Genomic DNA, 25,963 nt, shown 5'->3' on the forward strand with positions numbered 1-25,963 from the left:
TGAGTAGTCGACCCCCACTCCGTCGAGTTGCGCTCGACGGAGTGGGGGGAAGGCGTCCGACCAAATCGAAGCCGGCGTTGAATACCTTCAACTTCAGCTTCGCAGTTGGAGCGCCAAATCAGTCCTGGTGCAAAATGAATTCCAGGTAGAGATTGCGCTGCAGGATCGAGTGGTTGTCGTCGGAGATCAGCGACACCATCAGCGCGCCGTCTTCGCGCGTCCAGACGTCGAGCCCTTCCATATTGTCGATCTGGTAGCCCATATCGGCTTCCAGCAGCACCGGACCGTCGGCGACCGCGCCCTTCTCCACGGTCTCGCCATCAATGCGCCGCAGCCGCATCTTGAGACCTCCTGCCATCGTGAAACTGCGCTCCAGCAGCAGAAGGTCGCCATCCGGCAGGAAAGCCCCATCGGTGATATCGAAATCGCCGTTGCGCTTGACGGTGAAGACGCCCTTGTGCGGACCTTCGATGATGGCGGCATAGATGTTGCCGGCCTTGTCCAAGCTCTTTTCCGACACCACGACCAGGCCGCCTTGGTGGCGGCCATTGGCATTGGCGTGGGTGACGGTCTCGAAGCCTCGGTTCCGGCGCAGCTCCCATGCCGGAACCAGGAAATCCATCTGCCTGAACGGCGCCTTCATATCGTCGGGGCCAATTTTGAACTGGGCGACGCGATGGTTGCGCTCGAAACCCACGGTGGCAATGCCGTCCTTGACGGAAAGCCCCTCGGCATCGACTTCCGATTTCTCGTCGATCGGCTGGCCCGATGCATCGACCATCTGTTCCATGCGGAAGTCCCCGATGCCTGACGGGCGCTTGTCCGCATCATGGGTCACGGTGCCGAAGAACCAGAATCCGGTATCGGCGACGCCGACGAAGTCGCGACCGCCTTTCAGGAAACGGAAGGCCGACAGCGCGCCGAAATCGCGCGACGGCGACGTCATCTCCAGCCCGCCGACGAATTCGAGCGGACCGAATTGCTTGTCGGCACGGCCTATACGGAATTCGGTGATCGGGCGGGCTAAGACCTCGACCGGTTCAACCGAGGTCGCGCCGGCCGAACTGGATGGCACCGGGGCTGCACCGGCAAACAGGGCGATGGCGGCGAAAAGTGCTTGTCGAAATCCGCCGTGCGAAAAGATCATCCGGCGCGCCGCATGCCGCCGCGCCGCGTATCGCGTGCGCTTTCCTCGGCGAACAGCGAAGCCAATTGCTCGGTCATGGCGCCGGCCAGTTCCTCGGCATCGACAATGGTGACGGCGCGCCGGTAATAGCGGGTGACGTCATGGCCGATGCCGATGGCAAGCAGCTCGACCGGCGAGCGCGTCTCGATCAGCTCGATGACGGCGCGCAGATGGCGCTCGAGATAATTGCCCGGATTGACCGACAGTGTCGAATCGTCGACCGGCGCGCCGTCGGAGATCATCATCAGGATCTTGCGCTGTTCGGGTCGGGCGATCAGCCGGTTATGCGCCCACAGCAGCGCCTCGCCGTCGATGTTTTCCTTGAGCAGGCCCTCGCGCATCATCAGTCCGAGATTGCGCCGTGCCCGCCGCCAGGGATGGTCGGCCGACTTGTAGATGATGTGGCGCAGGTCGTTCAGCCGGCCCGGATTCGGCGGCTTGCCGTCCTTCAGCCACTTCTCGCGGGCCTGCCCGCCTTTCCAGGCGCGCGTGGTGAAGCCCAAAATCTCGACCGAAACGCCGCAGCGTTCCAGCGTGCGCGCCAGAATGTCGGCGCAGGTGGCGGCCACGGTGATCGGCCGGCCGCGCATGGACCCCGAATTGTCGAGCACCAGCGTCACCACCGTGTCGCGGAATTTGGTGTCGCGCTCCTGCTTGAAGGACAGCGGCTGCATCGGATCGATGACGACGCGCACCAACCGTGCCGGGTCGAGATAGCCCTCTTCCAGGTCGAAATCCCACGACCGGTTCTGCTGCGCCATCAGGCGGCGCTGCAAACGGTTGGCCAGCCGGCCGACGACGCCGGACAGGTTGGCGAGTTGCTTGTCGAGGAAAGCGCGCAGCCGGTCGAGTTCTTCTTCCTCGCAAAGCTCCTCCGCCCCCACCGTCTCGTCGAAAGCTGACGTGAAGACCTTGTAATCGATCTCCTTCGGCAGGTTGGTGAAAGGGTTGTCATTGCGGCGCGCCTCGCCGGGCGTCTCGGCATCGGCATCGTCATCGTCGGACAAATCGTCGGCAGTGGCGTCGGAGGCTTCGGTCTCGGCCGACTGCTCGTCGTCAGCGGAAGCCTCGGCATCCTCGGACTGCGACTGTTCGGAGCCGGAATCGTCCTCGCCGCCTTCCTCGCTCTGTTCCTCGCCTTGCGGCTGGTTATCGTCATTGTCCTCTGAGTCTTCGGTCTCCTGATCGTCGCCGAGTTCCTCGGCCATTTCCATGGAGGCGAGCATATCGCGCACGACGCGGGCGAAGGCCTGCTGGTCGTCGAGCTTGGACGACAGCCCGTCGAGGTCGGCGCTGGCCTTTTCCTCTACCCAGGGGCGCCAGAGCTCGACCAGCCGCTCGCCGCTCTTGGGGATCGGCCGGCCGGTCAGCTTCTCGCGCACCATCAGCGCCAGCGCCTCCTCGATCGGGGCGTCGGCCTTGTCCTTGACGTCGACGAGATTGGCCTTGGCGTATTTGTCCTCCAGCATCGAGCCTATATTGTCGGCGACCCCTTGCATGGCGCGGCTGCCGATCGCCTCGACGCGCGCCTGCTCGACCGCGTCGTAGATGGCGCGGGCCGCCTTGCCTTCCGGCGCCAGTCTGCTGTGGATGCGCACGTCATGGCAGGCGCGCTTGAGCGCCATGGAATCGCCGAGGCCGCGGGTGATGGCTATGTCGGTCTTGGACGCCTTCTTGGGCAATTCCGGCAGCCGGGCGCGGCTGCCTGCGAGCGCCGGGCGGTCCTTGGCGAAGCCGACTTCCAGCTCCTTGTCGCCGGCGATGGCGCGCATGCAGACGGTGACGGCGCGCTTGAAGCTGTCGGCTTCAGAGCCCGTCTTCGACTTGTTGCGCGTATTGTCGCCCGGACCCGCCATCGAGGCTCTGCTTAGCCCAGCACCACATTGGCGGCGCTCTCCGGCAGATCCTCGCCGAAGGCGCGCTGGTAGAACTCGGCCACCACCGAGCGCTCCAGTTCGTCGCATTTGTTGAGGAAGGTCAGCCGGAACGCCATGCCGATATTGCCGAAGATCTCGGCATTCTCGGCCCAGGTGATGACGGTACGCGGGCTCATCACGGTCGACAGATCGCCATTGATGAAGGCCGAGCGCGTCATGTCGGCGACGCGCACCATCTTGTTGACGATGTCCTTGCCCTTGCCGTCGCGATAGTGCTTGGCCTTGGCCAGCACGATGTTCACCTCGTTGTCGTGCGGCAGGTAGTTCAGCGTGGTGACGATCGACCAGCGGTCCATCTGCGCCTGGTTGATCTGCTGGGTGCCGTGGTAGAGGCCGGTGGTGTCGCCCAACCCGACCGTGTTGGCGGTCGAGAACAGCCGGAACGCCGGATGCGGACGGATGACGCGGCTCTGGTCGAGCAGCGTCAGCCGACCAGACGATTCCAGCACGCGCTGGATGACGAACATCACGTCCGGCCGGCCGGCGTCATACTCGTCGAAGCACAGCGCCACATTGTGCTGGTAGGCCCAGGGCAGGATGCCGTCGCGGAATTCGGTGATCTGCAAGCCATCCTTGACCACGATCGCGTCCTTGCCGACGAGGTCGATACGGCTGACATGGCTGTCGAGATTGACGCGCACGCAAGGCCAGTTGAGGCGGGCCGCGACCTGCTCGATATGGGTCGATTTGCCGGTGCCGTGATAGCCCGAGACCATGACGCGCCGGTTGTAGGCGAAGCCGGCGAGGATCGCCATCGTCGTCGCCTTGTCGAAAAGATAGTCGGGATCGATGTCGGGCACATGTTCGCTGGTGACCGAATAAGCCGGCACCACCATCTTGGAGTCGAAGCCGAATTTGTCCTTCACCGACACCGTGGTGTCGGGCAGGTTGGCGATGTCGCGATCGACCTTGTTCATCTCTATCCACGTCTCCACGGGCGAAACGACTGATTTCGCCGGCAATCGATTTTCTCCGGGGGCGGTCTTAGAGCCTTTTCCACCCTTATGAAAGTTGGAAAACGACACGAACCGTTGGGTCGCTCAGCACAGACCCGCCTGCTTGAGCACGCGATAGGCCTGGAGCACATCGCGGAACCGGTCTTCCGAACCTCTGTCGCCGCCATTCGCATCCGGATGGTGACGCTTCACCAGTTCCTTATAGCGCGCCTTGATCTCCTTGCCAGTCGCCTTTGTATCAAGGCCAAGCGTTTCCAGCGCCTTGGCCTCAAGCGGCTTGGCCTTGCGCTCGCGCACCTCCCGGGGATCCTTCGGCCCCTTGAACAGGTCGAACGGGTCGCGCATGCGGTTGTAGTAGCCGGCGCGGCCGGAGCGCATCTGCGCCATATCGGGAGACGAGCGCGTCGAGGCGCCATTGACGCCCATCTTCCAGGTCGGCCGATGGCCGGTCATCGCCTCCTTCTGGAAACGGGCGACCTCGGTGTCCGGAACGCCGGAAAAATAGTTGAAGCCCTTGTTGTACTCGCGCACATGATCGAAGCAGAAGCGGAAATACTCGCCCTCCTTCATGCGCCCGACCGGAGCGCGATGGGTGCCCGCCTCCTTGCAGCCATCCCACTGGCAGATCGGCGCGTGCGACTTCAGCTCCGCGTCCTTCTCCTGGCGGATGCGGATCTTCTCGAAATATTTGGGATACGGCTTCATCTAACCCATTTATGGGGCGTTCGCAGATGCGAAACAAGAATTGACATTTTCGCGATGATCGCCCTAACCGCTGAATCGCGGCATAAAGCAGGCGAAGGACCGATTTTGTTGAAGCGCGGCATGCAACGAAGTCGGTTCGGCTTCCGCGATCCCGCTGGCGATATGTGGTGAAGGGAGACGGCAATGTCCATACAGGCAACCATGGAAGACAAGTTGAGCAAGGCATTTTCGCCGGAGCGGCTGGTCGTCATCAACGAAAGCCATCTGCACGCCGGCCATCATCATGTGGAATCCGGCCACCAGGCTACGTTCGACGGCACCGGCGAGACGCATTTCCGCGTCCGCATTGTTTCGCAGGATTTTGCCGGCATGAGCCGCATCGAGCGCCACCGCGCGGTCAACGCGCTTTTGGCCGACGAATTGAAGGCTGGCCTGCACGCGCTGGCGATCGAACCGGCGGCTCCCGGCGAAAAGACGCGCTGGTAGGCCGGTCCTCCTCGCTCCTCGCGGTGACGTTCAGAGCTCCGTTTCGATGCCGCAATCACCCAACCGCCGATTTCAGGAATGCCAGTGCCGCCCCGGTCAAGGCGTCGCCATCCTCGCCGAAATCGCGGTTGATCGACATGTGCGTATAGGCGCTGCCGTCGAACAGCGTCACCTTGGTGCCGGTGGCGCGCAAGCGCTCGGCGAACGCCTTGGAGTCCCCGTCCCGGTCCGAAGCGCCTGAGTAGGCGATGAAGGTCGGCGGGTGCTTGCGGCCATCTACATAACTGGCCGGCGACAACGCCGCCCATTGCGCGGGATCGGGGAAGGCCCGCGCATAGGCCCCCGCCATGCCGCCATTCCTGGAAAGCGCGGTGAGGTCATAGGCCCTGGTGTCGTCGAGAAGCAGCGCGGCGACACCCGGTAGACCGCCGCGCATGCCGGTCAGCGCAACGAGGTGGCAACCGGCCGAATGGCCCATGGCCACGATCCGCCTGGCATCGCCGCCATGCCGGGCAATGTTGGCGCGGACAAAGGCATAGGCCTTTTCGACATCGTCGGCCTGGGTGGCGACCTCGGCTTCGGGCAGCATGCGATAATCGATGGAGACCAGGCAGAACCCGTTGGCGAGCAGGAAGGCCGGCTTCGCATTGACCTGCGAGCGCTTGCCGGAGCGCCAGGCGCCGCCATGGACGAAGAAGACGACCGGCAATCCGCGTGCGCCATCCGGCGCATAGATATCGAGCTTGGCCGGCCCGTAATCGAAGGTTGTCGGCACGGGTTGGCGCTGGCCCCATGCGGCCGATGTGCCCAATGGCAACATCGCCGCCGCGGAGACCAGAATAAGGCTTCGTCGATCGATCATCGCAATCTCCCGATCGTTGGGCCCGATATGTAGACGAGGAATGCCCGCACGCACCACGAGCATCCCGTTAGACTTGGGAGTGCTCAACGATCTGATTCAACACCGTACCAGCCGCATCAATGCACTCGCTTTGCCGTTCGGTTCACGAAATCGATATTTGCCCTTGACGGTCTCCTCTGGCCATCACCACCTGAGATATCAGACGAGCATTGTAACTGTGTGCTGTCCAAGTTCGATGCAGATACACGCTCTCTCTCCAATGTGGAGGGAACCACAATGCATCCCGGTAGTTGAATGAGATGAGCCGGGCGGCAGCCAGAATGGCTCTGAGGGCAACCATCATGGGTGAGAACCAGTCCGACGTCTTCGATCTGTTTTCGGAGATTTATGCAAACGCGGGCCAGGAGGAAATAAGCCTCCAGCAGTATCTCCTTGCCTGCCGGGAAGACAAGTCAATGTATGCCTCGGCGCCGGAACGGATGGTCGAGGCAATCGGCGAGCCGAACCTGGTCGACACCAGCAAGGACGAGCGGCTCGGCCGCATTTTCTCCAACCGCACGGTCAAGGTGTATCCCACCTTCTCCGATTTCTACGGAATGGAGGATACGATCGAACGCATCGCCGGCTATTTCCGCTATGCGTCGCAAGGGCTCGAGGAGCGCAAGCAGATCCTCTATCTCCTCGGCCCTGTCGGCGGCGGCAAGTCCTCCCTGGCCGAACGGCTGAAGAAACTGATGGAGGAACGCCCGATCTACACGCTCAAGGCCGGCAATCAGATCAGTCCGATTTTCGAGTCGCCGCTCGGCCTGTTCCATCCCGATCGCATGGGCGATCTGCTGGAGGACAAATACGGCATAGCCCGGCGTCGCCTCAACGGCATTATCTCGCCCTGGGCGGCCAAGCGGCTTGATGAATTGTCTGGCGACATTTCCAAATTCAGCGTGGTGAAATTGATGCCCTCGCGGCTGCGCCAGATCGCTATAGCCAAGACGGAGCCTGGCGACGAGAACAATCAGGATGTCTCGGCTCTGGTCGGCAAGGTCGACATCAGGCAATTGGAGGATTTCAGCCAGTCCGATCCGGACGCTTATTCCTACAGCGGCGGGCTGAACCGGACCACGCAAGGCCTGCTCGAATTCGTCGAGATGTTCAAGGCGCCCATCAAGGTCCTGCATCCGCTGCTGACGGCGACCCAGGAAGGCAGCTATAACGGCACCGAGAATTTCGGCGCCTTCCCCTATCAGGGCATCATCGTTGCCCATTCCAACGAATCGGAGTGGCAACAGTTCAAGAACAACAAGAATAATGAGGCCTTTCTCGACCGCATCCTCGTGGTCAAGGTGCCGTATTGCCTGCGGATCACCGAAGAAAGGCATATCTACGAGAAACTGTTGCGCGAGAGCGAGCTGGCCGGCAGCCCCTGCGCACCTGAAGTGCTGGATATTCTCAGCCGGTTCACGGTCTCGACCCGTCTTGCCGAGCACGACAATTCGCCGCTCTACACCAAGATGCGCGCCTATGACGGCGAAAACCTCAAGGAGGTCGACCCCCGGGCCAAGTCGGTTCAGGAATATCGCGACGCCGCCGGCGTCGACGAGGGCATGACCGGCGTAAGCACGCGCTTCGCCTTCAAGATCCTGTCGCAGACATTCAACTACGACACCAACGAGGTCGCGGCGGATCCCGTGCACCTGATGTACATTCTGGAAGAGGCGATCAAGCGCGAGCAGTTCCCAAAGGAGACGGAAGCGAGCTATCTCGAGTTCATCAAGTCGGAACTGGCAACGCGCTATGCCGAGTTCATCGGCCACGAGATCCAGAAGGCCTATCTGGAATCGTACAGCGAGTATGGCCAGAACCTATTCGACCGCTACATCGCCTATGCCGATGCCTGGATCGAAGATCAGGACTACAAGGATCCCGATACGGGCCAGATCCTCAATCGCGAGATATTGGACAAGGAATTGTCGCAGGTCGAAAAACCGGCCGGCATCGCCAACCCCAAGGATTTCCGCAACGAAGTGGTCAAGTTCACGCTGCGTGCCCGGGCACGCAACCACGGCCGCAACCCATCATGGACAAGCTACGAAAAGCTGCGCGAGGTTATCGAGAAGCGCATGTTCGGCCAAGTCGAAGATCTTCTGCCGGTGATCAGTTTCGGCTCCAAGCAGGACAGCGTCACGGAAAAGCGGCACAATGAATTCGTGCAGCGCATGGTGCAACGCGGCTACACCGAGCGGCAGGTACGGCGGCTGGTCGACTGGTACATGCGCGTGAACAAGGCGGGCTGAGAAAAGCCCGGATGGTTCCATGCCGATCTTCATCGACCGCCGCCTCAATCCGAAGGACAAGAACCTGGGCAATCGCCAGCGCTTTCTCAGGCGCGCGCGGGAAGAACTCAAGCGGAGCATCCGTGACCAGATAAGGACGGGCCGGATCGCCGATGTGGACAGCGGGCATGCCGTGCCGATGCCTCACAGAGGCACCAGCGAACCGACCTTCAGCGATGCCAGGGACAGCGGCCGGCGCCAGCACATCCTGCCAGGAAACAGGACGTTCATTCCCGGTGACCTGGTGCCCAAACCCGGGCAGGGCGGCGCAGGCTCCTCGTCGCCGGGAAACACGGCATCCGAGGACGACTTTCGCTTCGTGCTTTCGCGCGAGGAAGTTCTCGACCTCTTTTTCGAGGATCTCGAACTGCCGGATCTGGTCAAGCTCAATCTCAAGCAGATACTCGCATTCAAGCCAAGGCGGGCAGGTTTTGCGGCAACAGGATCACCGACCAACATCAATGTCGGGCGCACGATGCGAAACAGCCACGCCCGCCGTATCGCGCTTGGGCGCCCAAAGCAGCCGGAGCTGGATGAGATCCTCCGGCAGCTCGCCAAACTGGAATCGAAGCCGCCAAATGCCGCGACCCGCGAACGCATCTTGACTTTGCGGGAGGAACTCGAGCGGCTGGAGCGCCGCCGAAAGCGCATTGCCTTTGTCGATCCCGTCGACATCCGCTTCAATCGCTTCGACCCGCAGCCGGTGCCGAATGCCAGCGCCGTCATGTTCTGCCTGATGGACGTCTCCGGGTCGATGGGCGAGCGCGAGAAGGATTTGGCCAAGCGCTTCTTCGTTCTGCTGCACCTGTTCCTGACCCGACGCTATGAGCGCACGGAGATCGTCTTCATCCGCCACACGCACGAGGCCCAGGAGGTGGACGAAGAGACATTCTTCTACTGCACGCAAAGCGGAGGCACGGTCGTTTCCACCGCGCTGGAGGAAATGCAACGCATCATAGAACAACGCTATCCGGCCACGGAGTGGAACATCTATGCCGCCCAGGCTTCGGACGGCGACAATTTCGCCACCGACTCGCAGCGCTGCATAGAACTGCTCCACGGCAAGCTCATGCGCCTGTGCCAGTATTTCGCCTATGTGGAGATCATCGACGAACGCGAAAGTCATATTTTCGGCTCGACCGAAAATGGCACCTCGCTCTGGCGCGCCTATAGCGCCGTCGAGCAAAAATGGCCGAACTTCCAGATGAGGCGCATCGCCGCTCCGGCCGATATCTACCCGGTATTTCGCCAGCTTTTCGCCAGGCAGCCGGCTATGGCCAAGAGCGCGTAAGGGGTGCCGGATGGCTGGCCAGGCCAACAAATCGGGGTTGCTTTTCTCCGGATCCGACTGGGATTTCAAAAAGCTGTCGCGGGTCTATGAGGAGATCGAGGCGATTGCGGTCGACCAGCTTCATCTCGACACCTATCCGGTGCAGATGGAGGTCATCTCTTCCGAGCAGATGCTCGACGCCTACTCGTCGGTCGGCATGCCGCTGATGTACCGGCATTGGTCGTTCGGCAAGCATTTCCTCTACAACGAGCTTCTCTATCGCAAAGGCGGTCGCGGGCTGGCCTATGAATTGGTCATCAATTCCAATCCCTGCATCGTCTACCTGATGGAGGAAAACACCATGGCGCTGCAGGCCTTGGTGACCGCCCATGCAGCACTTGGACACAATCACTTCTTCAAGAACAATTACCTTTTCCGCCAATGGACGGATGCCGGAGGAATCCTGAGCTATCTGGACTTTGCCAAGGGCTACATCGCCCGGTGCGAGGAGCGGCACGGCCTGGCTGCCGTGGAAGCCATTCTCGATTCCGCACACGCGCTGATGGAGCAAGGCGTGTTCCGGTATCACCGGCCGCCGAAACTGTCGTCGGAGCAGCAGCGCGAGGGACTTCGCGAGCGCCTCGAATACGAGGAGCGTTCCTACAATGACTTATGGCGCACCCTGCCGCCCGCGCAGGACGCCGACAACTCCGAAGCGGGCGATGAAGGCGTGTCGGAGCGGAAGAAATCGCTCAATCTGCCCGAGGAAAACCTGCTCTATTTCCTTGAGAAGAACAGCCTTGTCCTCGAACCCTGGCAGCGCGAGATCCTCAGGATCGTCCGCGTCATTGCGCAGTATTTTTACCCGCAGCGGCAAACCCAGGTGATGAACGAAGGCTGCGCCACTTTCGTGCACTACACGCTCATGAACATGCTGTTCGACCGTGGCCGGATCACCGAAGGCGCGATGCTCGAAATCCTGCGCAACCACTCGAACGTGATCTTCCAGCCATCCTTCGACGACCAGCGGTTTTCCGGCATCAACCCCTACGCGCTCGGGCTTGACATGATGCAGGACATTCAGCGCATCTCGACCGAGCCGACAGCCGAAGATCGCGACTGGTTCCCGGACATAGCCGGCCGTGGCGACTGGCTTGAGACGCTGCTCGACGCCTGGGCCAACCACCGCGACGAATCCTTCATTCGCCAGTATCTCAGCCCGACCTTGATACGAAAATGGCGGCTCTTCGTCCTGGCCGATGGAGCCGACCAACCGCACTACGAAGTCGCATCGATCCACAACGAGCGGGGCTACAACAACATACGCGCCGCGCTGGCCCACAGCTATGATGTGGGCGCGAGCCGGCCCGACATCCAGGTTGTGGACGTGGACCTGCTCGGCGACCGGCATTTGCGGCTACAGCACAAGGTGAAGAATGGGGTCGTGCTGGAGAATGACAGCCGCGACGCGACCCTTCGCCACATCCGGCATCTCTGGGGCTATGAAGTCAGCCTGGCGGCCGTCGACGCCGACACCGACGCAATGGTCGGCGAACGCTCGACCAAGGACTGTTGAGCATCAGGGATGACGCGGTTGTGCGTGTCTGCGACACGATGGACCGTTCAGCTGTCGCCTGCCGGCCTGATCCTGAGCCTGGCGACGCGGTTCTTGTCGCGTTTCATGACGATGAAACGCTTGCCGTGGAAGGTGAAGGCCTGCTTCTCCTCGGGGATCGACTGCGTCTCATGGATGACCAGGCCGGCGATGGTGGTTGCCTCCTCGTCCGGCAGGTCCCAGTCGAGCGCCCGGTTCAGGTCGCGGATCGGCACGGTTCCGTCGACGACGACGGAACCGTCCGCCTCCTGCTTGACGCCCTGTATGTCGACATCGTGCTCGTCGGCGATCTCGCCGACAATCTCCTCGATGATGTCCTCCAGCGTCACCAGCCCCTCGACCTCGCCATACTCGTCGACCACGACGGCGAAATGCGCCTTGCGGCGCAGGAAGGCGTTGAGCTGTTCCTGCAATGTCGTCGTATCGGGCACGAACCAGGGCTTTGACGCGATCTTCATCACATCGATCCTGGAGAAGTCGTTGCCGACATCGTTGAGGGCGCGCAGCAGGTCCTTGGCGTGCAGCACGCCGACAATGTTGTCGAGCGACCCCTTCCACAAAGGCATGCGGGTGTGCGGGCTCTGCAGGATCTCGCGCACCACGGCTTCCGGCGCATTGTCGGCATTGACCGAGCGCATATTGGTGCGGTGGACCATGACGTCGGAGACTTCGAGCTCCTCGAGGTCGAACAACCCGCCGATGCGGTCGCGCTCCTCGCGCACCACCTGGCCGTCGCGGCGGAAATCGTCGACGGCGCCGCGCAGCTCGTCCCCGCTCGAGCGCTGCGGCTCGATGCGCGACAGTTCATAGCCCAAAGCGGCAAGCAGGCGCGTGCGCATGGCGACGGCCAACAGGATGAGGACGGCAAGGACAGCGACGACGATCCAGCCGGCCCCGTTCATTTCGGACGGCTTCCCGTCCCGCTCGGGTGGTTCTCCCTGAGGAACGAGAGCACTTCCGAGGCCGGCACGTCCTTCGCGATGAAGGCCTCTCCGATGCCGCGCGTCAGGATGAAGGTCAGCGCGCCGCGCGACACTTTCTTGTCCTGGGTGATGAAGCCAAGCAGCGCATCGGCGTCGGGCAGTTCGCCCGGAATGTCGGCCATCCGCCACGGCAGTCCCACCGTGTTGAGATGCGCCTCGACGCGCGCCGCGGCGTCAGGACTGGCCAGGTTGAGCCGCGACGAGAAGCGATGCGCCAGCGCCATGCCGATGGCGACCCCCTCGCCATGCACGAGGCGGGCGCCGTCATATCGGGTGGCGGCCTCCAGCGCATGGCCGAAAGTGTGGCCGAGATTGAGGAGCGCGCGGTCGCCGGTCTCGAACTCGTCGCGGGCAACGACATCGGCCTTGGCGCGGCAGGCCTCGGCGATGGCCTCTACCCTCTCCGGTCCGCCGGCGAACACGCTGGCCCAGTTTTTCTCCAGCCAGGCGAAGAATTCGGGCCGGTCGATCAGCCCGTATTTGGCGAGTTCGGCGTAGCCGGCGCGAAATTCGCGGATCGGCAGCGTATCGAGCACTCCGGTATCGGCCAGCACCAGCTTCGGCTGGTGGAAGACGCCGACCAGGTTCTTGCCGCGCGCGCTGTTGATGCCGGTCTTGCCCCCGACCGAGGAATCGACCTGCGCCAGGAGCGAGGTCGGGATCTGCACGAAGTTCATGCCGCGGCGCACGATGCCGGCGGCGAAGCCGGCCAGGTCGCCGATGACGCCGCCGCCGAGGGCGATGACGACGTCGCCGCGTTCCAGCTTCGCGGCCAGGACGCCGTCCACCACCTCTTCGAGATGCGCGAAACTCTTGGTTTTCTCGCCGGGCGGCAGCGTGATCACGGCGGGCTCGATGCCGCTCTCCAGCAGACCGGCCTTCAGCGTATGGAGATGCGCCGCCGCGACGTTTTCGTCGGTCACGACTGCGGCGCGTCGGCCCGGCAGGCGGCGCGACATCTCGGCGCCGGCGCGCGACAAAAGCCCCGGCCCGATCAGGATGTCGTAAGCCCGCTCGCCGAGTCCGACCTCGACGGCAACGGCTGCATTGGCGTTCACGGTTCGACCTCGCCCGCGGGAGTGGTCTGGGCGATATCGAAATGCCGGCACAGCGCCTCCACCACCTCGGCCGCGATGACTTCCTTGCGGTCGTCGCGGGTCGGCACGGTGACGTCCGATGTCGCATAGACCGGATAGCGTTCACTCATCAGCCGCTCGAGCACGCCACGCGGATCGGGGCTCTTCAGCAGCGGCCGGTTCTGTTTCTTGGAGACCCGTTCCATCAAAAGGTCGAGTTCGGCCTTCAGCCATACCGACACGCCATGCGCCGCTATCGCCTCGCGCGTCTGCGCGTTCATGAAGGCGCCGCCGCCGGTCGACAGCACTTGCGGGCCGTTTTCCAGCACGCGCAGGATGACGCGCTGCTCCAGCGCCCGGAACTCCGTTTCGCCATAGCGTTCGAACAGTTCCGGAACGGTCATGCGCGAGACGCTTTCGATCTCCTGGTCGCTGTCGATGAAAGGCAGCGCCAGCACGGTGGCGACCTTGCGGCCGATCGCGGTCTTGCCGGCGCCCATCAGGCCGACAAAGACGATGGAGCGGCCGCCAAGCCTGCCCAGCAGCGCGGCATGGCTCCCGCCCGGAGGATTTGCTGGTAGCGCGTTCATCAGCCTCGAAGCCCTCTTTGCCGGCGTATCGACATGAAAAGCCCGGTTGCGTCAAGCGCACTGAGGCAGGCTGGCCTCCCGCGAGCGAGGAACCGGCTGCATTGGAAGTTGCCGGCGCGCTTCAGCTTCTTGCTTGAATTGGCCGGATTGGCGTCCCATAAGGGCACAGGGTTTGGAAACGCAGAACAAGAAGACGGGCGAAGATTGATGCCGACACTGTTTCGCCTTGTCGTGATAACAGCGATTCTGGCGGGCATCGCCTATGGTACGATGTTCGCGTTGGTGATGTTCGTCGAGCCGAAAAAGGCGGAAATGAGCGTGCGCATCCCTGCGGAAAAGCTGAACCCAAAGAAAAACTGAGCCCGAAGAAAAACTTCAGGAAATGAACAGCGCTGCCCGCATCGAAGCCTTTCTGGAGATGATGAGCGCCGAGCGGGGTGCCGCCGAAAACACGCTTTCCTCCTATCGCCGCGACCTCGATGACGCTTCGCAGGAAATCCCCGGCGGTCTTGCCGGCGCCGGCGCCGAAGACATCCGCGCCTATCTCGACGACATCGCCGCACGCGGCTTCGCCCCGACATCGCAGGCACGCAAATTGTCGGCGATCCGCCAGTTCTTCAAATTCCTCTACGCCGAGGGCCTGCGCCGCGACGACCCGACCGGCACGCTGGACAGCCCGAAAAAAGGCCGCCCGCTGCCGAAGACCATGAGCGAGGCCGACACCGGCCGGCTGATCGACCGCGCCGCGCAGGAGGCCGGCGATGCCGGGCTCGGCGACAGCGACAGGCTGGCGGCGCTGCGTCTGCACGCGCTGGTCGAAGTGCTTTATGCGACAGGCCTGCGCGTTTCGGAACTGGTCGGTTTGCCGGTGACGGTGGCGCAGCGCGACGACCGTTTCTTCATGGTGCGCGGCAAGGGCGACAAGGAGCGCATGGTGCCGCTGTCGGCCAAGGCGCGCGCGGCGATGCGAGCCTGGCTCGCCGCCCGGGCCAAGGTGCCCGCTTTCGCTGACAGCCCGTTCCTGTTTCCTGCCGCGTCGGACAGCGGCTACCTCTCGCGCCAGGTCTTCGCTCGCGACCTCAAGGGGCTGGCGGCCCGGGCCGGCATCGCCTCGGCCAAGGTCTCGCCACATGTGCTTCGCCATGCTTTCGCCAGCCATCTCTTGCAGAACGGGGCCGATCTCAGGGCCGTGCAGCAACTGCTCGGCCATGCCGACATATCGACGACACAGATCTATACCCATGTGCTGGAGGAGCGATTGGTGCGGCTGGTCAACGATCATCACCCGCTTGCCGACTAGACCTCATATCGCTATGTGAGGGCGACGTTCCATCGCCCGGAGCCCCGGATTTCAGGGTCCCGCCAGTCTTTGCTTCCGACGTATCGGTCCGCCCAAGCATGTACAACTACCTCGATTTCGAAAAGCCGGTGCAGGATCTGGAACTCAAGATCCTGGAACTGAAGAAGCTTGCCGAGAACGGCGAGGCGGTCGATGTCGCCGACGAGATCAGCAGGCTTGAGAAGCGGTCGCGCGATGCCCTGCGCGATCTCTACAAGGCATTGACCCCATGGCAGAAGGTGCAGGTGGCGCGCCATTCCGACAGGCCGCACTGCGTCGACTACATCAAGGGCCTGTTCAGCGATTTCACGCCGCTCGCCGGCGACCGCAATTTCGGCGAGGACCAGGCGATCGTCGGCGGCTTTGCCCGGTTCCGCGGCGAACCGGTAGCGATCCTCGGCCAGGAGAAGGGCTCCGACACGGCGAGCCGGCTGAAGCACAATTTCGGCTCGGTGCGCCCCGAAGGCTATCGCAAGGCCGTGCGGCTGATGGAGCTTGCCGACCGCTTCAAGATCCCGCTGCTGACATTGGTCGACACGGCCGGCGCCTATCCCGGCGTCGGCGCCGAGGAGCGCGGCCAGGCCGAAGCCATTGCCCGTTCGACCTCGGCCTGCCTTGCGCTCAAGGTGCCATCGATTTCGGTTGTCATCGGTGAAGGCGGTTCGGGCGGCGCCATTGCCATCGCCACCGCCAACCGCGTCTACATGCTGGAACATGCCATCTATTCGGTGATCTCGCCCGAGGGCGCGGCCTCCATCCTGTGGCGCGACACGACGCGCTCCAAGGACGCGGCGACCAACATGAAGATCACCGCCCAGGACCTTCTGGAACTGAAGATCATCGACGCCATCATTCCTGAACCGATCGGCGGCGCCCAGCGCGCACCCGAAACGGTGATTGCCGCGACGGGCGATCTCATCGCCAGGACGATGAAGGATTTTGCCGGCGCCAACATGGATTTTCGCGAGCAGCGCCGCGAGAAGTATCTGGCAATGGGCCGCAGCCTCTGATCACGATTTGGCGGCTCAACCAGGCCGCCGCAAGTCGCCTCCACGGCAACGCTCCACGGCAATGTGGCGGCGATGAGCAATTTCGCCACAAAAATGCCGCCGGATTCGGTTCAATGGAATTGCCGTGAGGGCTGGCCGAGGCTTGCGGTAAGGAATTTTCAAGGTTAACGGGCTTACGGTCCGTCTGTGTTCAGCATGCGGGCTCGGCCGTTTCGAAGCCATTGGCCCGAAAGAGAAGACGTAGCCTTATCCATGTTTGCCAAGCTTGCCCGCACCGGAATTCTCATCACCGCGATAGCCGTCGCCGGCTGCAACGATTCGTCGATGAAGGATTTTGCCCCGGAGGCCAACAAGCCTCTGCCCGACAAGATCCTGGCCGACATGAGGGCCAAGGGCATGGTGCGCACCTCCTCGGTGATGGCGCGCATCTTCAAGGAAGAGGGCAAGCTAGAAATCTGGAAGGCCAAGACCAACGGCCGCTACGACATGGTCGCCAGCTACGATATCTGCAAATGGTCGGGCAAGCTCGGGCCGAAATACACCGAGGGCGACCGCCAGGCGCCGGAAGGTTTTTATACCGTGCGTCCGGCGCAGATGAACCCGCGCTCGAACTATCATCTGTCCTTCAACATCGGCTATCCCAACGCCTATGACCGCGCCAACGGCCGCACCGGCTCCAACCTGATGGTGCACGGCGCCTGCTCGTCTTCGGGCTGCTATTCGATGACCGATGCCCAGATCGAGCAGATCTATGCTTTCGGCCGCGATGCCTTCCAGGGCGGCCAGACCGAGTTCCAGATCCAGGCCTTCCCGTTCCGCATGACCGCCGCCAATATGGCGCGCTACCGCAACGACCCGAATTACGAATTCTGGAAGATGCTGAAGGTCGGCTACGACAATTTCGAGATCACCAAGGTCCCGCCGAAAGTCGACGTCTGCGAGAAGCGCTACGTCTTCAACCAGGTGGCTCCCGAAGGCACCACATTCAATCCGACCGGCCCCTGCCCTGCGTCCACGCAGCCGGATTCGCTGAAAAGCGCCTACAGTGCTTATCAGAGCACGTATGAGGCTGCGTTCAACGGCGCCCTCAAGGCAAGCACGCCGGCGCCCAAGCCCACCATCGCCGGCATCAAGGAAGCCAGCATCGTCTCCGACTGGTCCAAGCGCCGCGCGCGCGGCGAGCGCGTGCCGATCGACCCGCCATCGCTCAACTCGGACGGCTCGGTCACCGAGACGGCGCGCATGGGCCGCATCGATTCGCCCGCCGGCCGCAAGATGGCCGCGCTCGATGCCGAAAAGGCCGCGAAGCAAAAAGCCGAGGAGCAGCGGCTGGCCGCGATAGAAGCTGCCAAGCAGGCCAAGGCGCAAGCGCTGGCCGAAAAGGAAGCCGCCAAGGCGCAGGCGCTGGCCGAAAAGGAAGCGGCCAAGACCGCCAAGGAAGCCCCTGTCGCCACCGCGACGATCGAAGCGCCGGCCGAGCCCGCACCGCCGGCCGAAACGCAGGCCGCAAGTGCCGACGAGAGCCGCGTGACGAGGCTGAAGAACAAGCTGCTCGGCATGTTCGGCGGCTGACATTTTTCGCCGTGACCGACGTCACCGTCTACGATCTGAAGGGGCTGAACTGCCCTTTGCCGGTGCTGAAGGCGAAGAAGCGGCTGGCCGGGATGCGGCCCCGCAGCCGGCTCTGGCTGGAAACGACCGACCCGCTCGCCGTTATCGACATTCCGGCGTTCTGCGCCGACTCTGGTCATCATCTCGTAGAGACATCCGCCATATCAGGCGGTCACCGCTTCCTGGTCGAGCGCGGCGAATAGCTGTCGTAAAGGTCAGCGTCCCGCGATCGCCAGGGGATTGTTCTCCAGCGCCGCGCGGTCGGGCGTGTCGATCGAGGGCCGGTTGGTGAAGGCGGCAAACAGTCGCCTTACATAGTCTTCGGGCATGTCGAGCGTGATCAGCACCAGCCGGGTGCCGCGCTGGCCGTCCGGCCAGGACGGCAATCGAGCCGGCGGATGCAGGATTTTCTGCACGCCATGCACCACCAGCGGCCGCGACGGATCTTCCTCGAGTTCGATGACGCCCTTCATGCGCAGCAGGCGCTCGCCATGCGTGGAGCGCAAAAGATCGAGGAACATCTCGATGGCCGAGAACGGCACCGGGCCGTCATGCACCAGGGAGTGGGTGCGAATGCGCTGATCATGCCGGTGCCCGTGGTCGTGGCCGTGCCCGTGGTCATGCCCGTGGTCATGCCCGTCATGATCATGATGATCATGGTTATGCATCGCTTCTTCGCCGAGCCAGCGCCGCACATCGGCTGATTTGGTCGCCGGGTTATAGAGGCCGCAGTCGAACAGCGCTGCGACGCTCGTTTTCGCATCGTCGACAGCCAGCAGTTCGGCGCCCGGATTGATCTGCCGCAGCCGCGTCCGCAGCGCTTCCGGTCCATCCGGACCAGCGACCAGGTCGGTTTTGGAGAGCACGATGCGGTCGGCGACGGCGACCTGCTTGACCGCCTCGACATGGGCGTCGAGCGTGGCATCGCCGTTGACCGCGTCGACCAAGGTGATGACGCCGTCGAGCCGGAAAGCCTGGACCAGTGCCGGATGCGCCATGATCGATTGCAGCACCGGTGCCGGATCGGCAAGGCCGGTGGTCTCGACAATGACGCGGGCAAGGCGGGCCATGCGGCCGGTCTGCAGCCGGTCGACCAGATCGGCCAGCGTGTCGACCAGTTCGCCGCGTACCGTGCAGCAAAGGCAGCCGTCCGAAAGCTGGATGATGCCGTCGGACGCCTGTTCCACCAGCAGGTGATCGATCGCCACTTCGCCATATTCGTTGATGATGACGGCCGTGTCGGCCAGCGCCGGGTCCTTCAGGAGCCGGTTGAGCAGCGTCGTCTTGCCGGCGCCGAGAAAACCGGTCAGCACGGAAACAGGGATGGGAAAACCACTCATTGCCTAGTTCGCAACCTTGACGGGTTGGTCGCCCTGCGCAGCCGAGCCCGCCACCGTCGGGCCGGCGCCGGGCGCCGGTCTGTCCGGCCGCCAGGTCGGAATAGGCACGTCGGCATATTCCTGGCTGCCCTGGGCGAGCATGGCCAGCGGGGTCGGGCCGGTCGCGCCGCCAAGCCCGACGGCAACCAGCGTCGGCACATGGTCGAGCTTTTCCTGGTAGGGCGATTTCGGCACGTTCTTGGCGACGGCGGGCGGCGCCTCGGACTGCTCCGCCGGCGCCTTCTTCTTGCAGACCTCGTCCCGCACGTCGTTGGGCGAGATGGTATCACCGTATGGCGCCAGCGTGGCGATCGTGGCTGAGCCGGCGGCAGGCGTATCGAAACCCTGGTCGAGCAGTTTGGCCGCGGCCTCGGCACGGGTGATCGCCGACTTCTCGCCGAGCACCACCGCCACCAGCGTGCGGCCGTTGCGGGTCGCCGAACCGATCATGTTGAAGCCGGAGGGGCAGACGAAGCCCGTCTTCATGCCGTCGGCCCCGGGATAGCGGCCGATCAACAGGTTGTAGTTGGGGATCGCCCTCTTGCCCACAGCAAGCCCCTCGATCGAGAACCACGGCGCATATTGCGGAAACTCGCGGCGGATCGCCGTCACCAGCACGGCCAGGTCGCGCGCTGTGGTGTACTGGTCCGGCGAATAAAGCCCGTTCGGATTGACGAAATGCGTTCCGTTCATGCCGAGCCGGACCGCTTCGGCGTTCATGCGCTCGGCAAAGGCTGCCTGCGATCCCCCGACATTCTCGCCGACGGCCATGGCGATGTCGTTTGCCGACTTGACCAGCATCATCTTCAGCGCATTGTCGAGCCGCATCACCGAGCCTGGCTTGAAGCCCATCTTGCTCGGCGGCTCGGCGGCGGAATGTTTCGTTACCTTGATCGGCGAATCGAGCCGGACCTCGCCGGCCGCGATCGCCCGGAAGGTCACATAGGCCGTCATCAGCTTGCTCAGCGATGCCGGGTACCAGCGCTTGAACGCGTCCTGATGCTGGAGGATCTTGCCGCTGTTCAGGTCGAACAGCACGACCGGATTGGCCAGCGCCGGCCCGGCCAGCGCCGAGAACGCCACGGCGCCCGCGCAGAATAGTTTGAGGAAATGCCTGTGCCGCATGATCGAATCCGAAATCGCCTCTTGCCGTAGTCGCCCCTGGCTCCGTAAGATTTACGCGATCGCCAGCAAAATGAGTCCGCCCTCAAAAACGGACCGCATTGTTGCGGTGCTATTTACTCTATGTGACGTCAACATGGCAAAGTGCCTGACGATCACAATTGCAAGGCAGCGGACCTGCCCCAACAGCGAGATGGAACCATCATGCCAATCCTGAACCGTGCCGCCGAAATGCAGGACGAGGTTGCCGGCTGGCGACGACATCTGCACCAGACCCCGGAACTGAATTTCGACGTCTTCAAGACAGCCGCCTTCGTCACCGAGAAGCTGAAGGCCTTCGGCTGCGACGATGTGGTGACGGGGCTGGGCAAGACCGGCGTCGTGGGCATCATTCGCGGCCGCCAGGGCGAAGGCGCCACTATCGGCCTGCGCGCCGACATGGACGCGCTGCCGCTTAACGAGATCACCGGCAAGCCCTATGCCTCGACCGTTCCCGGCAAGATGCATGCCTGCGGCCATGACGGCCATACGGCGATGCTTTTGGGTGCGGCGAAATATCTCGCCGAGACCCGCAACTTCGCCGGTTCGGTGGCGGTCATCTTCCAGCCGGCCGAAGAAGGCGGCGGCGGCGGCAACGAGATGGTCAAGGACGGCATGATGGAGCGTTTCGACATCGCGAAAGTGTTCGGCATGCACAACATGCCGGGCCTGCCGGTCGGCCAGTTCGCCATCCGGCCGGGCGCGATCATGGCGGCGACCGCGGAATTCACCATCACCGTGAAAGGCCGCGGCGGCCATGCGGCGATGCCGCACGGCACGATCGACCCGATCGTCATCACCAGCCAGTTGGTCGGCGCCCTGCAGACGATCGCCTCGCGCAGCACCGACCCGGTTGAAGCGGTGGTGGTGTCGGTGACCAAGTTCCATGCCGGCGACGCCTACAACATCATCCCGGAATCGGCGGAGATCGCAGGCACGGTGCGTACCTTGCGCAAGGAAATCGCCAAGAAGTCGGAAGAGCGCATTCGTGCCATCTGCGACGGATTGGCCACGGCCTTCGGCGCGAAGATCGAGGTCGATTACCAGGCGAACTACCCCGTAACCTTCAACCATGCGGAAGAGACGGTTTTTGCCAGCGACGTCGCGGCAAACGTCGCCGGCGACGCTCATGTCCACCGCGGCATCCAGCCGGTGATGGGCGGCGAGGACTTCTCCTACATGCTGGAAGCCAGGCCCGGCGCCTTCATTTTCATTGGCAATGGCGACACCGCCGGCCTTCACAACCCGGCCTATGACTTCAACGACGAGGCCATCCCGCACGGCATGAGCTACTGGGTGAAGCTGGCCGAAACCGCGCTTGCCGCCTGAGGCCTGGCGGCGGCAGGGGCCGGCCGATTGTGTTCGGCCCGCCTCTTGGCGAAACGATCGGAAGCGGCTATGTGTCGGGCCGCGTGGTCCCGTAGCTCAGTAGGATAGAGCGGCAGATTCCTAATCTGTAGGTCACAGGTTCGATTCCTGTCGGGATCACCACGTTTTGCTGCTAAGCCGGATACTGTCGGACCTGAATCGGACTGAAACCAGAGCCGATCACTGGGGTCGCATCGGTCATCTGTACGGAACCTGCATGCGGATTTCTACCGTTCGAATAACGTCAGAAAAGCGCTTGCAGACGTTCCGACAAATCGGAAATTGGTTGATTGGTTGGAGCCCGGTCGACGGACCGCAGCGGTCCCGTCCGGGATGAGGTTCAGAGCCGTTCCAGCGTCAGCATGCCCGGATCGCCCTTCCAGGCTTTGGAAAGTTCGTCCGCGGCTTTCGTTGCGGCGGCAGTATCGCCTTGGGCTTCCGCCGCCTGCTGCAGCCCGAACAGTGCCCAGGCGCTGCTGCGTGCGCGGTGGAGCGCCGCCACAAACTCCTTCGCCGCGTCCGCCGGCTGACCGTTCTTGAGGAGGGCGGCACCGAGGGACTGCCGCACGGGATAATACCAGTACGGAGGCTCCATGTAGGGGATCGTGTCCTCCGTTTCGACCGCTTTCTTCCAGAAGGCTATCGAGCCGCCGACGTCATTCTCGGCCTGCGCAGCGCGGGCACGTACGACATCTTCGGCCACTTGCAGGACCGACAATGCCGGGATTCCCCAGGCATCGTGCACCGACCAGTCGGTTTCCTGAGCGATCTTGTCGATGGCGTCCGCCTCGACTCGCGCGCCCGAGGCGTCCTTCTTCTCGGCCAGGGCGACGCCGCGCGCATAGTGCCACATCGATGTGATGTAAGGCGGCGCGCCGGCCGGCTCGGCCTTAGCCAGGATCGCATCGGGTTCGGCATATTGCGCCCAGGCGAAATACGGAGCTGCCTTCACCGGCTGCACGATCGGTATTGCCGTGGCCACCTCGTTAGTCAGAAACTTGTCCAGCTTCTCAGCCTCTGCAAGCACCGTCTTCGAGTCACCGAGGAGCTGGGCCGAAACCAATACGAAGTGCACGTTGTGGGAATAGTAGCCGAGCGGATAGACACCGGTAGCGCCGGTTTCGGCGAGATAGGTCTCGTCCACTTTCGAGGCAGCTTCGTTGGACTTCAGCGAATCCGTGTAGCGGCCGACGCGATAGTAGATGTGGCTCGGCATATGGACGATGTGTCCGGCCCCCGGCATCAGCGCTGCTAGCCGGTCCGCGTAGGGCTCGGCGCGCTCCGGACGATCCGAGGCCTCAACAAGATGAATGTAGAGGTGAATCGCCATCGGATTGTCGGGCTTCCTGGCGAGAACGCCTTCCAGCCGCCTCTGGATGTCGGCGGTGCGGCCCTTGGGTTCCTTGCCGCCCGGCTGCCAATAGTCCCAAGGCTGCGTGTCCATGCCGGCCTCTGCGGCCAGCACAGCGAGCTCGAGATCGTCAGGATATTTGTCGGAAAGCGCCGCAGTTGCATCGGCGAAGGCGGCGTTCAGGGTGTTTCGATCGGCCTTGGGATCTTCGGAATACCGCGTGGCGACCGCCTCGATCAGTCCCCGCTCCTTCTCGGTGGCACCGGATGAAAGCGCCTGCGCCTTTCGAAGAGCAGTGATCGCTGGTGCATTTGCGGTGGGATCCATCGGCACGTTGATGTTCGGGCCCAGGACCAGTGCCTCGCCGAGGAAGCACATCGCACAGTCGGGATCGAGGCTTTGTGCCTTGCGGAAGGCGCGTCGCGCCTCCGCGTGATTGAAGTTGGTGGCGAACCGCAGCCCCTGGTCAAAGTATTTTTGGGCATCGGCGCTCTTTGTGCTGATCGGATAGCTCAGGGAGCCCAGGTCGTCCCACAATGGCGGCTGGGCCTCCTCGTAGGCCTTCAAGTCTTGCGGGGCCAGTGATTGGCCGGCAGCGGCCAGAGCGACGCAGTGTGTGATGTCGAGTTCCCCCGGCAACGATACTCTTGGCGTCGCAAGCTGCGACTGCAACGGACTGTCCGCGGCGTAAGCAATGGCAGCACCTGTGCCGAAACTCATTAAGGCAATAGCTGTCCATCCTGCACTTGGCAGGCAAGCACGCAGTTTCATCTGAACCTCCTGGCGTTCGGTACGATCGGCAAGCTCCGATCAGCCCTGTCTTTCCAATTCTCGATCGGAGGTGCGGGCGTTGATGATCCGCCTCGCGCCGCCGTTTGGCAATATATTTCTTACTGCTAATGTAATAGCGGACGCGATGTTTTCTGCTCACCTCTTCGGCCCGAAGGCACTAGTCGGACACCAGAGGGATTCAGGCCCGCGCCGTTGCAAAAACCAAATATCGTCTGACCGCCCGCCCCGCTTGAGACGTATCGGATCGAGACCGGCGCCTGTTGTTGTGAAGTGCCACGGCCCCGATTCAGCGCAGAGTGCAACCCTTGGACCGTCAGGGCTTCACCCGAACGGGTGACACCGCGACTTCAATGCGTGGAGGACCCTTGGTATCGGGACAAGAGCTTCGCGAGTTCCGCCTGACTTCCGGTGCTTGTTTTCGAGAATATTGCACGGAGCTGGGTTCTGGCGGTTTCACGGCCAATTCCCAGGGCAGAGCTTGCCGCGCCTATACCTCGGCCATCGGCAAGGCGGCAGGCCAGCCGCGTTTCGGCTGCTGTTAGTTGAAAGGCGTGCCTTATCAGTTGCTTGGGTAGCGCCGGTTCGGCCACAAGATCGGTAAAATAGAGGAGCGCGTCTCCGCCGTTAAAGAGGTCATGGACGAACGAGGTCATCGGAATGGCTTCAGCAAGAAGCCATGGCGAACCCTCGCGAGCAATCAAAACGGGCTCCCCGTCGCTCAAGTCGCCGCATTGGCTGACCACGCCTGCGATCAATTTCTGCAAGCGTGAATCACTGGGCCGATCTGCCGCCCGGAGACGACCACCGTGGATAACGAGGCCAGTACCAAGCAGAGCTTCCGCGTGTTTATTGTAGCGGGTGACGCGGCCTCGGCAATTCAGCAACAGCGCTGCGCTTCCCATCCGATCCAGAATGGCCAGGTTCGGTTCGACTGCCGTTTCCCAAACCTTTTCCGCAGCACTGATGATGCGAACCATCGACGGAACGATCGCCAAGAAATCCTCGGCTTCATTCCGGTAGAATGGCCCCTTATGAGCGTCACGAAACATCGAGAGCATCCACCTTCGATCCTTCACCATGAAGTCTATTGCAGCCCACCATTCCCGGTCGCCTGGACGCGCGATTTCTTGGTAATAAGGGAGAACCTCGCGCTCATCACGAGTGGTGATCTCATCCTCGACAACGAAGCTGTCTGTCAGTTTTGCCAACCTCTTGCGCGGTCTACGTTCATGCGGATCGGGAGCACCTTCGATTCTTTCGATCCAAAGGGCGGCGAATTCGGCATGTTCGGTCGAATCGGGTCTGAGCGCGGTCGGCGATCGCTGATCGCTACGAAACGGGTGAGTTGGATCGCAGGTGCGGATAACGCAACTTGTGGCTCCCAGGGAGTGGGCCAGCATTTGAAGCGCTGCGGGCCACTGCCTAAACTCGAACGCGGCGTCGTAGCAAGCCTCGATCGCAGCGGCAATGTTCCGATTGTCGGACATAGGATTTGCGTCGCGATCCCGGTTTCTCGCCCTTTTTCTCCTCATGGCCCGTCGACGGCCCTCCAGCTACAGGCCCCGCAACCGGCTCGGGCCAGGGATGTTTATTTCCCGCGGCCATGCTCGACAGACGGTCAGCTGAGGACCTATCGTCAGACTGACGCATCGAATGAGAGATAGCTACATTAGCATAATAGCCACGCAACTTCACCGATGCTTCTCGACGAAATCTCTGCACGCAGGTGAAAGCCGTTCGATCTGGCTTTCAAGGTCGCATTTACCCATCGGTTTCGTCGGGCAAAACCGTGCGTAGTCGCGGCGACATCCCTTGCCTTCGAAAATTTTGAAAGATCTTACCTGCGTAGGGTTTGTTGCGTTGACTGAACTGGGTATCAGCCCGGTTTCGATCTCCATCGCACCGTCACGACTTGACCCCTTGCTTCCACCCGCAAGACGAGAGGGGTCCTTAAGC

The 25,963-nt window shown here is 62.6% G+C and carries 23 protein-coding genes and 1 tRNA gene; 11 read left to right on the forward strand and 13 right to left on the reverse strand.

Annotated features, from left to right (window positions below):
- Positions 1–118 precede the first annotated feature (118 nt).
- The 4 genes from LB545_RS22750 to LB545_RS22765 form a co-directional block, all read right to left on the reverse strand.
- Positions 119–1,147: an esterase-like activity of phytase family protein gene (locus LB545_RS22750; protein ID WP_140625654.1), complete on the reverse strand. Its 1,029-nt coding sequence runs from the start codon at positions 1,145–1,147 to the stop codon at positions 119–121.
- On the reverse strand, positions 1,144–3,042 hold the full coding sequence (gene cobT, locus LB545_RS22755; RefSeq protein ID WP_140525765.1) for a cobaltochelatase subunit CobT: 1,899 nt from the start codon (positions 3,040–3,042) through the stop codon (positions 1,144–1,146). Before cobT ends, LB545_RS22750 begins: the two co-directional genes overlap by 4 nt.
- A gap of 11 nt (positions 3,043–3,053) precedes the next feature.
- Positions 3,054–4,040, reverse strand: a complete 987-nt coding sequence (cobS, locus tag LB545_RS22760) for a cobaltochelatase subunit CobS (RefSeq protein WP_140500761.1) — start codon at positions 4,038–4,040, stop codon at positions 3,054–3,056.
- A gap of 123 nt (positions 4,041–4,163) precedes the next feature.
- Positions 4,164–4,784 (reverse strand): J domain-containing protein, encoded by a 621-nt coding sequence (locus tag LB545_RS22765; RefSeq protein WP_140500760.1) that lies wholly within the window; start codon positions 4,782–4,784, stop codon positions 4,164–4,166.
- Between the two features lie 183 nt (positions 4,785–4,967).
- On the opposite strand from LB545_RS22765, the gene LB545_RS22770 reads away from it, so the two are divergent.
- Positions 4,968–5,270 (forward strand): BolA family protein, encoded by a 303-nt coding sequence (locus tag LB545_RS22770; RefSeq protein ID WP_140560160.1) that lies wholly within the window; start codon positions 4,968–4,970, stop codon positions 5,268–5,270.
- Between the two features lie 55 nt (positions 5,271–5,325).
- Here the strand turns inward: LB545_RS22770 and LB545_RS22775 are convergent, their stop codons facing one another.
- Positions 5,326–6,132 carry an alpha/beta hydrolase gene (locus tag LB545_RS22775; protein ID WP_140625655.1) on the reverse strand — a complete coding sequence of 269 codons (807 nt, stop codon included), beginning with the start codon at positions 6,130–6,132 and terminating at the stop codon, positions 5,326–5,328.
- 341 nt (positions 6,133–6,473) lie between these two features.
- Between LB545_RS22775 and LB545_RS22780 the strand changes: the two genes are divergently transcribed.
- From LB545_RS22780 to LB545_RS22790, 3 genes are read left to right on the forward strand one after another with little or no spacing between them, the layout of a single operon-like run.
- Positions 6,474–8,423, forward strand: a complete 1,950-nt coding sequence (locus tag LB545_RS22780) for a PrkA family serine protein kinase (RefSeq protein ID WP_140500854.1) — start codon at positions 6,474–6,476, stop codon at positions 8,421–8,423.
- Positions 8,424–8,442: 19 nt separating this feature from the next.
- Positions 8,443–9,753, forward strand: a complete 1,311-nt coding sequence (locus LB545_RS22785) for a YeaH/YhbH family protein (RefSeq protein ID WP_140565840.1) — start codon at positions 8,443–8,445, stop codon at positions 9,751–9,753.
- Between the two features lie 10 nt (positions 9,754–9,763).
- Positions 9,764–11,308, forward strand: coding sequence for a SpoVR family protein (locus LB545_RS22790; protein WP_140500756.1), 1,545 nt, complete (start codon positions 9,764–9,766; stop codon positions 11,306–11,308).
- A 47-nt stretch (positions 11,309–11,355) separates the two neighbouring features.
- Here the strand turns inward: LB545_RS22790 and LB545_RS22795 are convergent, their stop codons facing one another.
- Genes LB545_RS22795 through LB545_RS22805 form a run of 3 tightly spaced genes read right to left on the reverse strand, consistent with a single transcriptional unit; the run spans position 11,356 to position 13,996 of the window.
- Positions 11,356–12,249 (reverse strand): HlyC/CorC family transporter, encoded by an 894-nt coding sequence (locus tag LB545_RS22795; protein ID WP_140560158.1) that lies wholly within the window; start codon positions 12,247–12,249, stop codon positions 11,356–11,358.
- Positions 12,246–13,388: a 3-dehydroquinate synthase gene (gene aroB / locus LB545_RS22800; RefSeq protein ID WP_224705883.1), complete on the reverse strand. Its 1,143-nt coding sequence runs from the start codon at positions 13,386–13,388 to the stop codon at positions 12,246–12,248. Before aroB ends, LB545_RS22795 begins: the two co-directional genes overlap by 4 nt.
- Positions 13,385–13,996 carry a shikimate kinase gene (locus LB545_RS22805; protein ID WP_140640190.1) on the reverse strand — a complete coding sequence of 204 codons (612 nt, stop codon included), beginning with the start codon at positions 13,994–13,996 and terminating at the stop codon, positions 13,385–13,387. Before LB545_RS22805 ends, aroB begins: the two co-directional genes overlap by 4 nt.
- 207 nt (positions 13,997–14,203) lie before the next feature.
- Between LB545_RS22805 and LB545_RS22810 the strand changes: the two genes are divergently transcribed.
- The 5 genes from LB545_RS22810 to LB545_RS22830 all read left to right on the forward strand — a co-directional run bounded on the left by LB545_RS22810 (position 14,204) and on the right by LB545_RS22830 (position 18,159).
- The gene (locus tag LB545_RS22810; protein WP_140513945.1) at positions 14,204–14,356 is read left to right on the forward strand and encodes a histidine kinase; all 153 of its coding nucleotides are present in this window, start codon (positions 14,204–14,206) and stop codon (positions 14,354–14,356) included.
- A 22-nt stretch (positions 14,357–14,378) separates the two neighbouring features.
- Complete coding sequence (locus LB545_RS22815) at positions 14,379–15,296, forward strand: site-specific tyrosine recombinase XerD (protein WP_140513912.1); 918 nt, start codon at positions 14,379–14,381, stop codon at positions 15,294–15,296.
- Positions 15,297–15,394: 98 nt separating this feature from the next.
- Positions 15,395–16,345, forward strand: a complete 951-nt coding sequence (locus tag LB545_RS22820) for an acetyl-CoA carboxylase carboxyltransferase subunit alpha (RefSeq protein WP_140500751.1) — start codon at positions 15,395–15,397, stop codon at positions 16,343–16,345.
- 252 nt (positions 16,346–16,597) lie between these two features.
- Entirely contained in the window at positions 16,598–17,917 is a 1,320-nt protein-coding gene (locus tag LB545_RS22825; protein WP_140500750.1) for a murein L,D-transpeptidase family protein, read from the forward strand.
- Between the two features lie 11 nt (positions 17,918–17,928).
- The gene (locus LB545_RS22830; RefSeq protein WP_181165390.1) at positions 17,929–18,159 is read left to right on the forward strand and encodes a sulfurtransferase TusA family protein; all 231 of its coding nucleotides are present in this window, start codon (positions 17,929–17,931) and stop codon (positions 18,157–18,159) included.
- A 12-nt stretch (positions 18,160–18,171) separates the two neighbouring features.
- Here the strand turns inward: LB545_RS22830 and LB545_RS22835 are convergent, their stop codons facing one another.
- Both LB545_RS22835 and LB545_RS22840 read right to left on the reverse strand, forming a co-directional pair.
- Positions 18,172–19,296, reverse strand: coding sequence for a CobW family GTP-binding protein (locus LB545_RS22835; RefSeq protein ID WP_224705884.1), 1,125 nt, complete (start codon positions 19,294–19,296; stop codon positions 18,172–18,174).
- Positions 19,297–19,299: 3 nt separating this feature from the next.
- The gene (locus LB545_RS22840; RefSeq protein ID WP_140625657.1) at positions 19,300–20,460 is read right to left on the reverse strand and encodes a D-alanyl-D-alanine carboxypeptidase family protein; all 1,161 of its coding nucleotides are present in this window, start codon (positions 20,458–20,460) and stop codon (positions 19,300–19,302) included.
- Positions 20,461–20,661: 201 nt separating this feature from the next.
- Between LB545_RS22840 and LB545_RS22845 the strand changes: the two genes are divergently transcribed.
- Both LB545_RS22845 and LB545_RS22850 read left to right on the forward strand, forming a co-directional pair.
- Complete coding sequence (locus LB545_RS22845) at positions 20,662–21,825, forward strand: M20 aminoacylase family protein (protein WP_140500746.1); 1,164 nt, start codon at positions 20,662–20,664, stop codon at positions 21,823–21,825.
- Positions 21,826–21,910: 85 nt separating this feature from the next.
- A tRNA-Arg gene (locus LB545_RS22850) sits at positions 21,911–21,987 on the forward strand.
- 217 nt (positions 21,988–22,204) lie between these two features.
- Here LB545_RS22850 and LB545_RS22855 read toward each other — a convergent pair.
- The 3 genes from LB545_RS22855 to LB545_RS22865 form a co-directional block, all read right to left on the reverse strand.
- Positions 22,205–23,986, reverse strand: a complete 1,782-nt coding sequence (locus LB545_RS22855) for a hypothetical protein (protein WP_224705885.1) — start codon at positions 23,984–23,986, stop codon at positions 22,205–22,207.
- A gap of 368 nt (positions 23,987–24,354) precedes the next feature.
- Positions 24,355–25,494 (reverse strand): helix-turn-helix transcriptional regulator, encoded by a 1,140-nt coding sequence (locus tag LB545_RS22860; protein ID WP_140625667.1) that lies wholly within the window; start codon positions 25,492–25,494, stop codon positions 24,355–24,357.
- Positions 25,495–25,698: 204 nt separating this feature from the next.
- The coding region (locus LB545_RS22865; protein WP_224705886.1) for a hypothetical protein at positions 25,699–25,963 on the reverse strand (265 nt) is incomplete at its 5' end.

Source organism: Mesorhizobium sp. BR1-1-6, from assembly GCF_020165355.1.
Taxonomy (GTDB): Bacteria; Pseudomonadota; Alphaproteobacteria; order Rhizobiales; family Rhizobiaceae; genus Mesorhizobium.

Excerpts from the sequence above, each read along its gene's own strand:
- LB545_RS22750 (WP_140625654.1), bottom strand. The coding sequence starts at position 1,147 with ATGATCTTTTCGCACGGCGGATTTCGACAAGCACTTTTCGCCGCCATC.
- cobT (WP_140525765.1), bottom strand. The coding sequence starts at position 3,042 with ATGGCGGGTCCGGGCGACAATACGCGCAACAAGTCGAAGACGGGCTCT.
- cobS (WP_140500761.1), bottom strand. The coding sequence starts at position 4,040 with ATGAACAAGGTCGATCGCGACATCGCCAACCTGCCCGACACCACGGTG.
- LB545_RS22765 (WP_140500760.1), bottom strand. The coding sequence starts at position 4,784 with ATGAAGCCGTATCCCAAATATTTCGAGAAGATCCGCATCCGCCAGGAG.
- LB545_RS22770 (WP_140560160.1), top strand. The coding sequence starts at position 4,968 with ATGTCCATACAGGCAACCATGGAAGACAAGTTGAGCAAGGCATTTTCG.
- LB545_RS22775 (WP_140625655.1), bottom strand. The coding sequence starts at position 6,132 with ATGATCGATCGACGAAGCCTTATTCTGGTCTCCGCGGCGGCGATGTTG.
- LB545_RS22780 (WP_140500854.1), top strand. The coding sequence starts at position 6,474 with ATGGGTGAGAACCAGTCCGACGTCTTCGATCTGTTTTCGGAGATTTAT.
- LB545_RS22785 (WP_140565840.1), top strand. The coding sequence starts at position 8,443 with ATGCCGATCTTCATCGACCGCCGCCTCAATCCGAAGGACAAGAACCTG.
- LB545_RS22790 (WP_140500756.1), top strand. The coding sequence starts at position 9,764 with ATGGCTGGCCAGGCCAACAAATCGGGGTTGCTTTTCTCCGGATCCGAC.
- LB545_RS22795 (WP_140560158.1), bottom strand. The coding sequence starts at position 12,249 with ATGAACGGGGCCGGCTGGATCGTCGTCGCTGTCCTTGCCGTCCTCATC.
- LB545_RS22805 (WP_140640190.1), bottom strand. The coding sequence starts at position 13,996 with ATGAACGCGCTACCAGCAAATCCTCCGGGCGGGAGCCATGCCGCGCTG.
- LB545_RS22810 (WP_140513945.1), top strand. The coding sequence starts at position 14,204 with ATGCCGACACTGTTTCGCCTTGTCGTGATAACAGCGATTCTGGCGGGC.
- LB545_RS22815 (WP_140513912.1), top strand. The coding sequence starts at position 14,379 with ATGAACAGCGCTGCCCGCATCGAAGCCTTTCTGGAGATGATGAGCGCC.
- LB545_RS22820 (WP_140500751.1), top strand. The coding sequence starts at position 15,395 with ATGTACAACTACCTCGATTTCGAAAAGCCGGTGCAGGATCTGGAACTC.
- LB545_RS22825 (WP_140500750.1), top strand. The coding sequence starts at position 16,598 with ATGTTTGCCAAGCTTGCCCGCACCGGAATTCTCATCACCGCGATAGCC.
- LB545_RS22835 (WP_224705884.1), bottom strand. The coding sequence starts at position 19,296 with ATGAGTGGTTTTCCCATCCCTGTTTCCGTGCTGACCGGTTTTCTCGGC.
- LB545_RS22840 (WP_140625657.1), bottom strand. The coding sequence starts at position 20,460 with ATGCGGCACAGGCATTTCCTCAAACTATTCTGCGCGGGCGCCGTGGCG.
- LB545_RS22845 (WP_140500746.1), top strand. The coding sequence starts at position 20,662 with ATGCCAATCCTGAACCGTGCCGCCGAAATGCAGGACGAGGTTGCCGGC.
- LB545_RS22855 (WP_224705885.1), bottom strand. The coding sequence starts at position 23,986 with ATGAAACTGCGTGCTTGCCTGCCAAGTGCAGGATGGACAGCTATTGCC.
- LB545_RS22860 (WP_140625667.1), bottom strand. The coding sequence starts at position 25,494 with ATGTCCGACAATCGGAACATTGCCGCTGCGATCGAGGCTTGCTACGAC.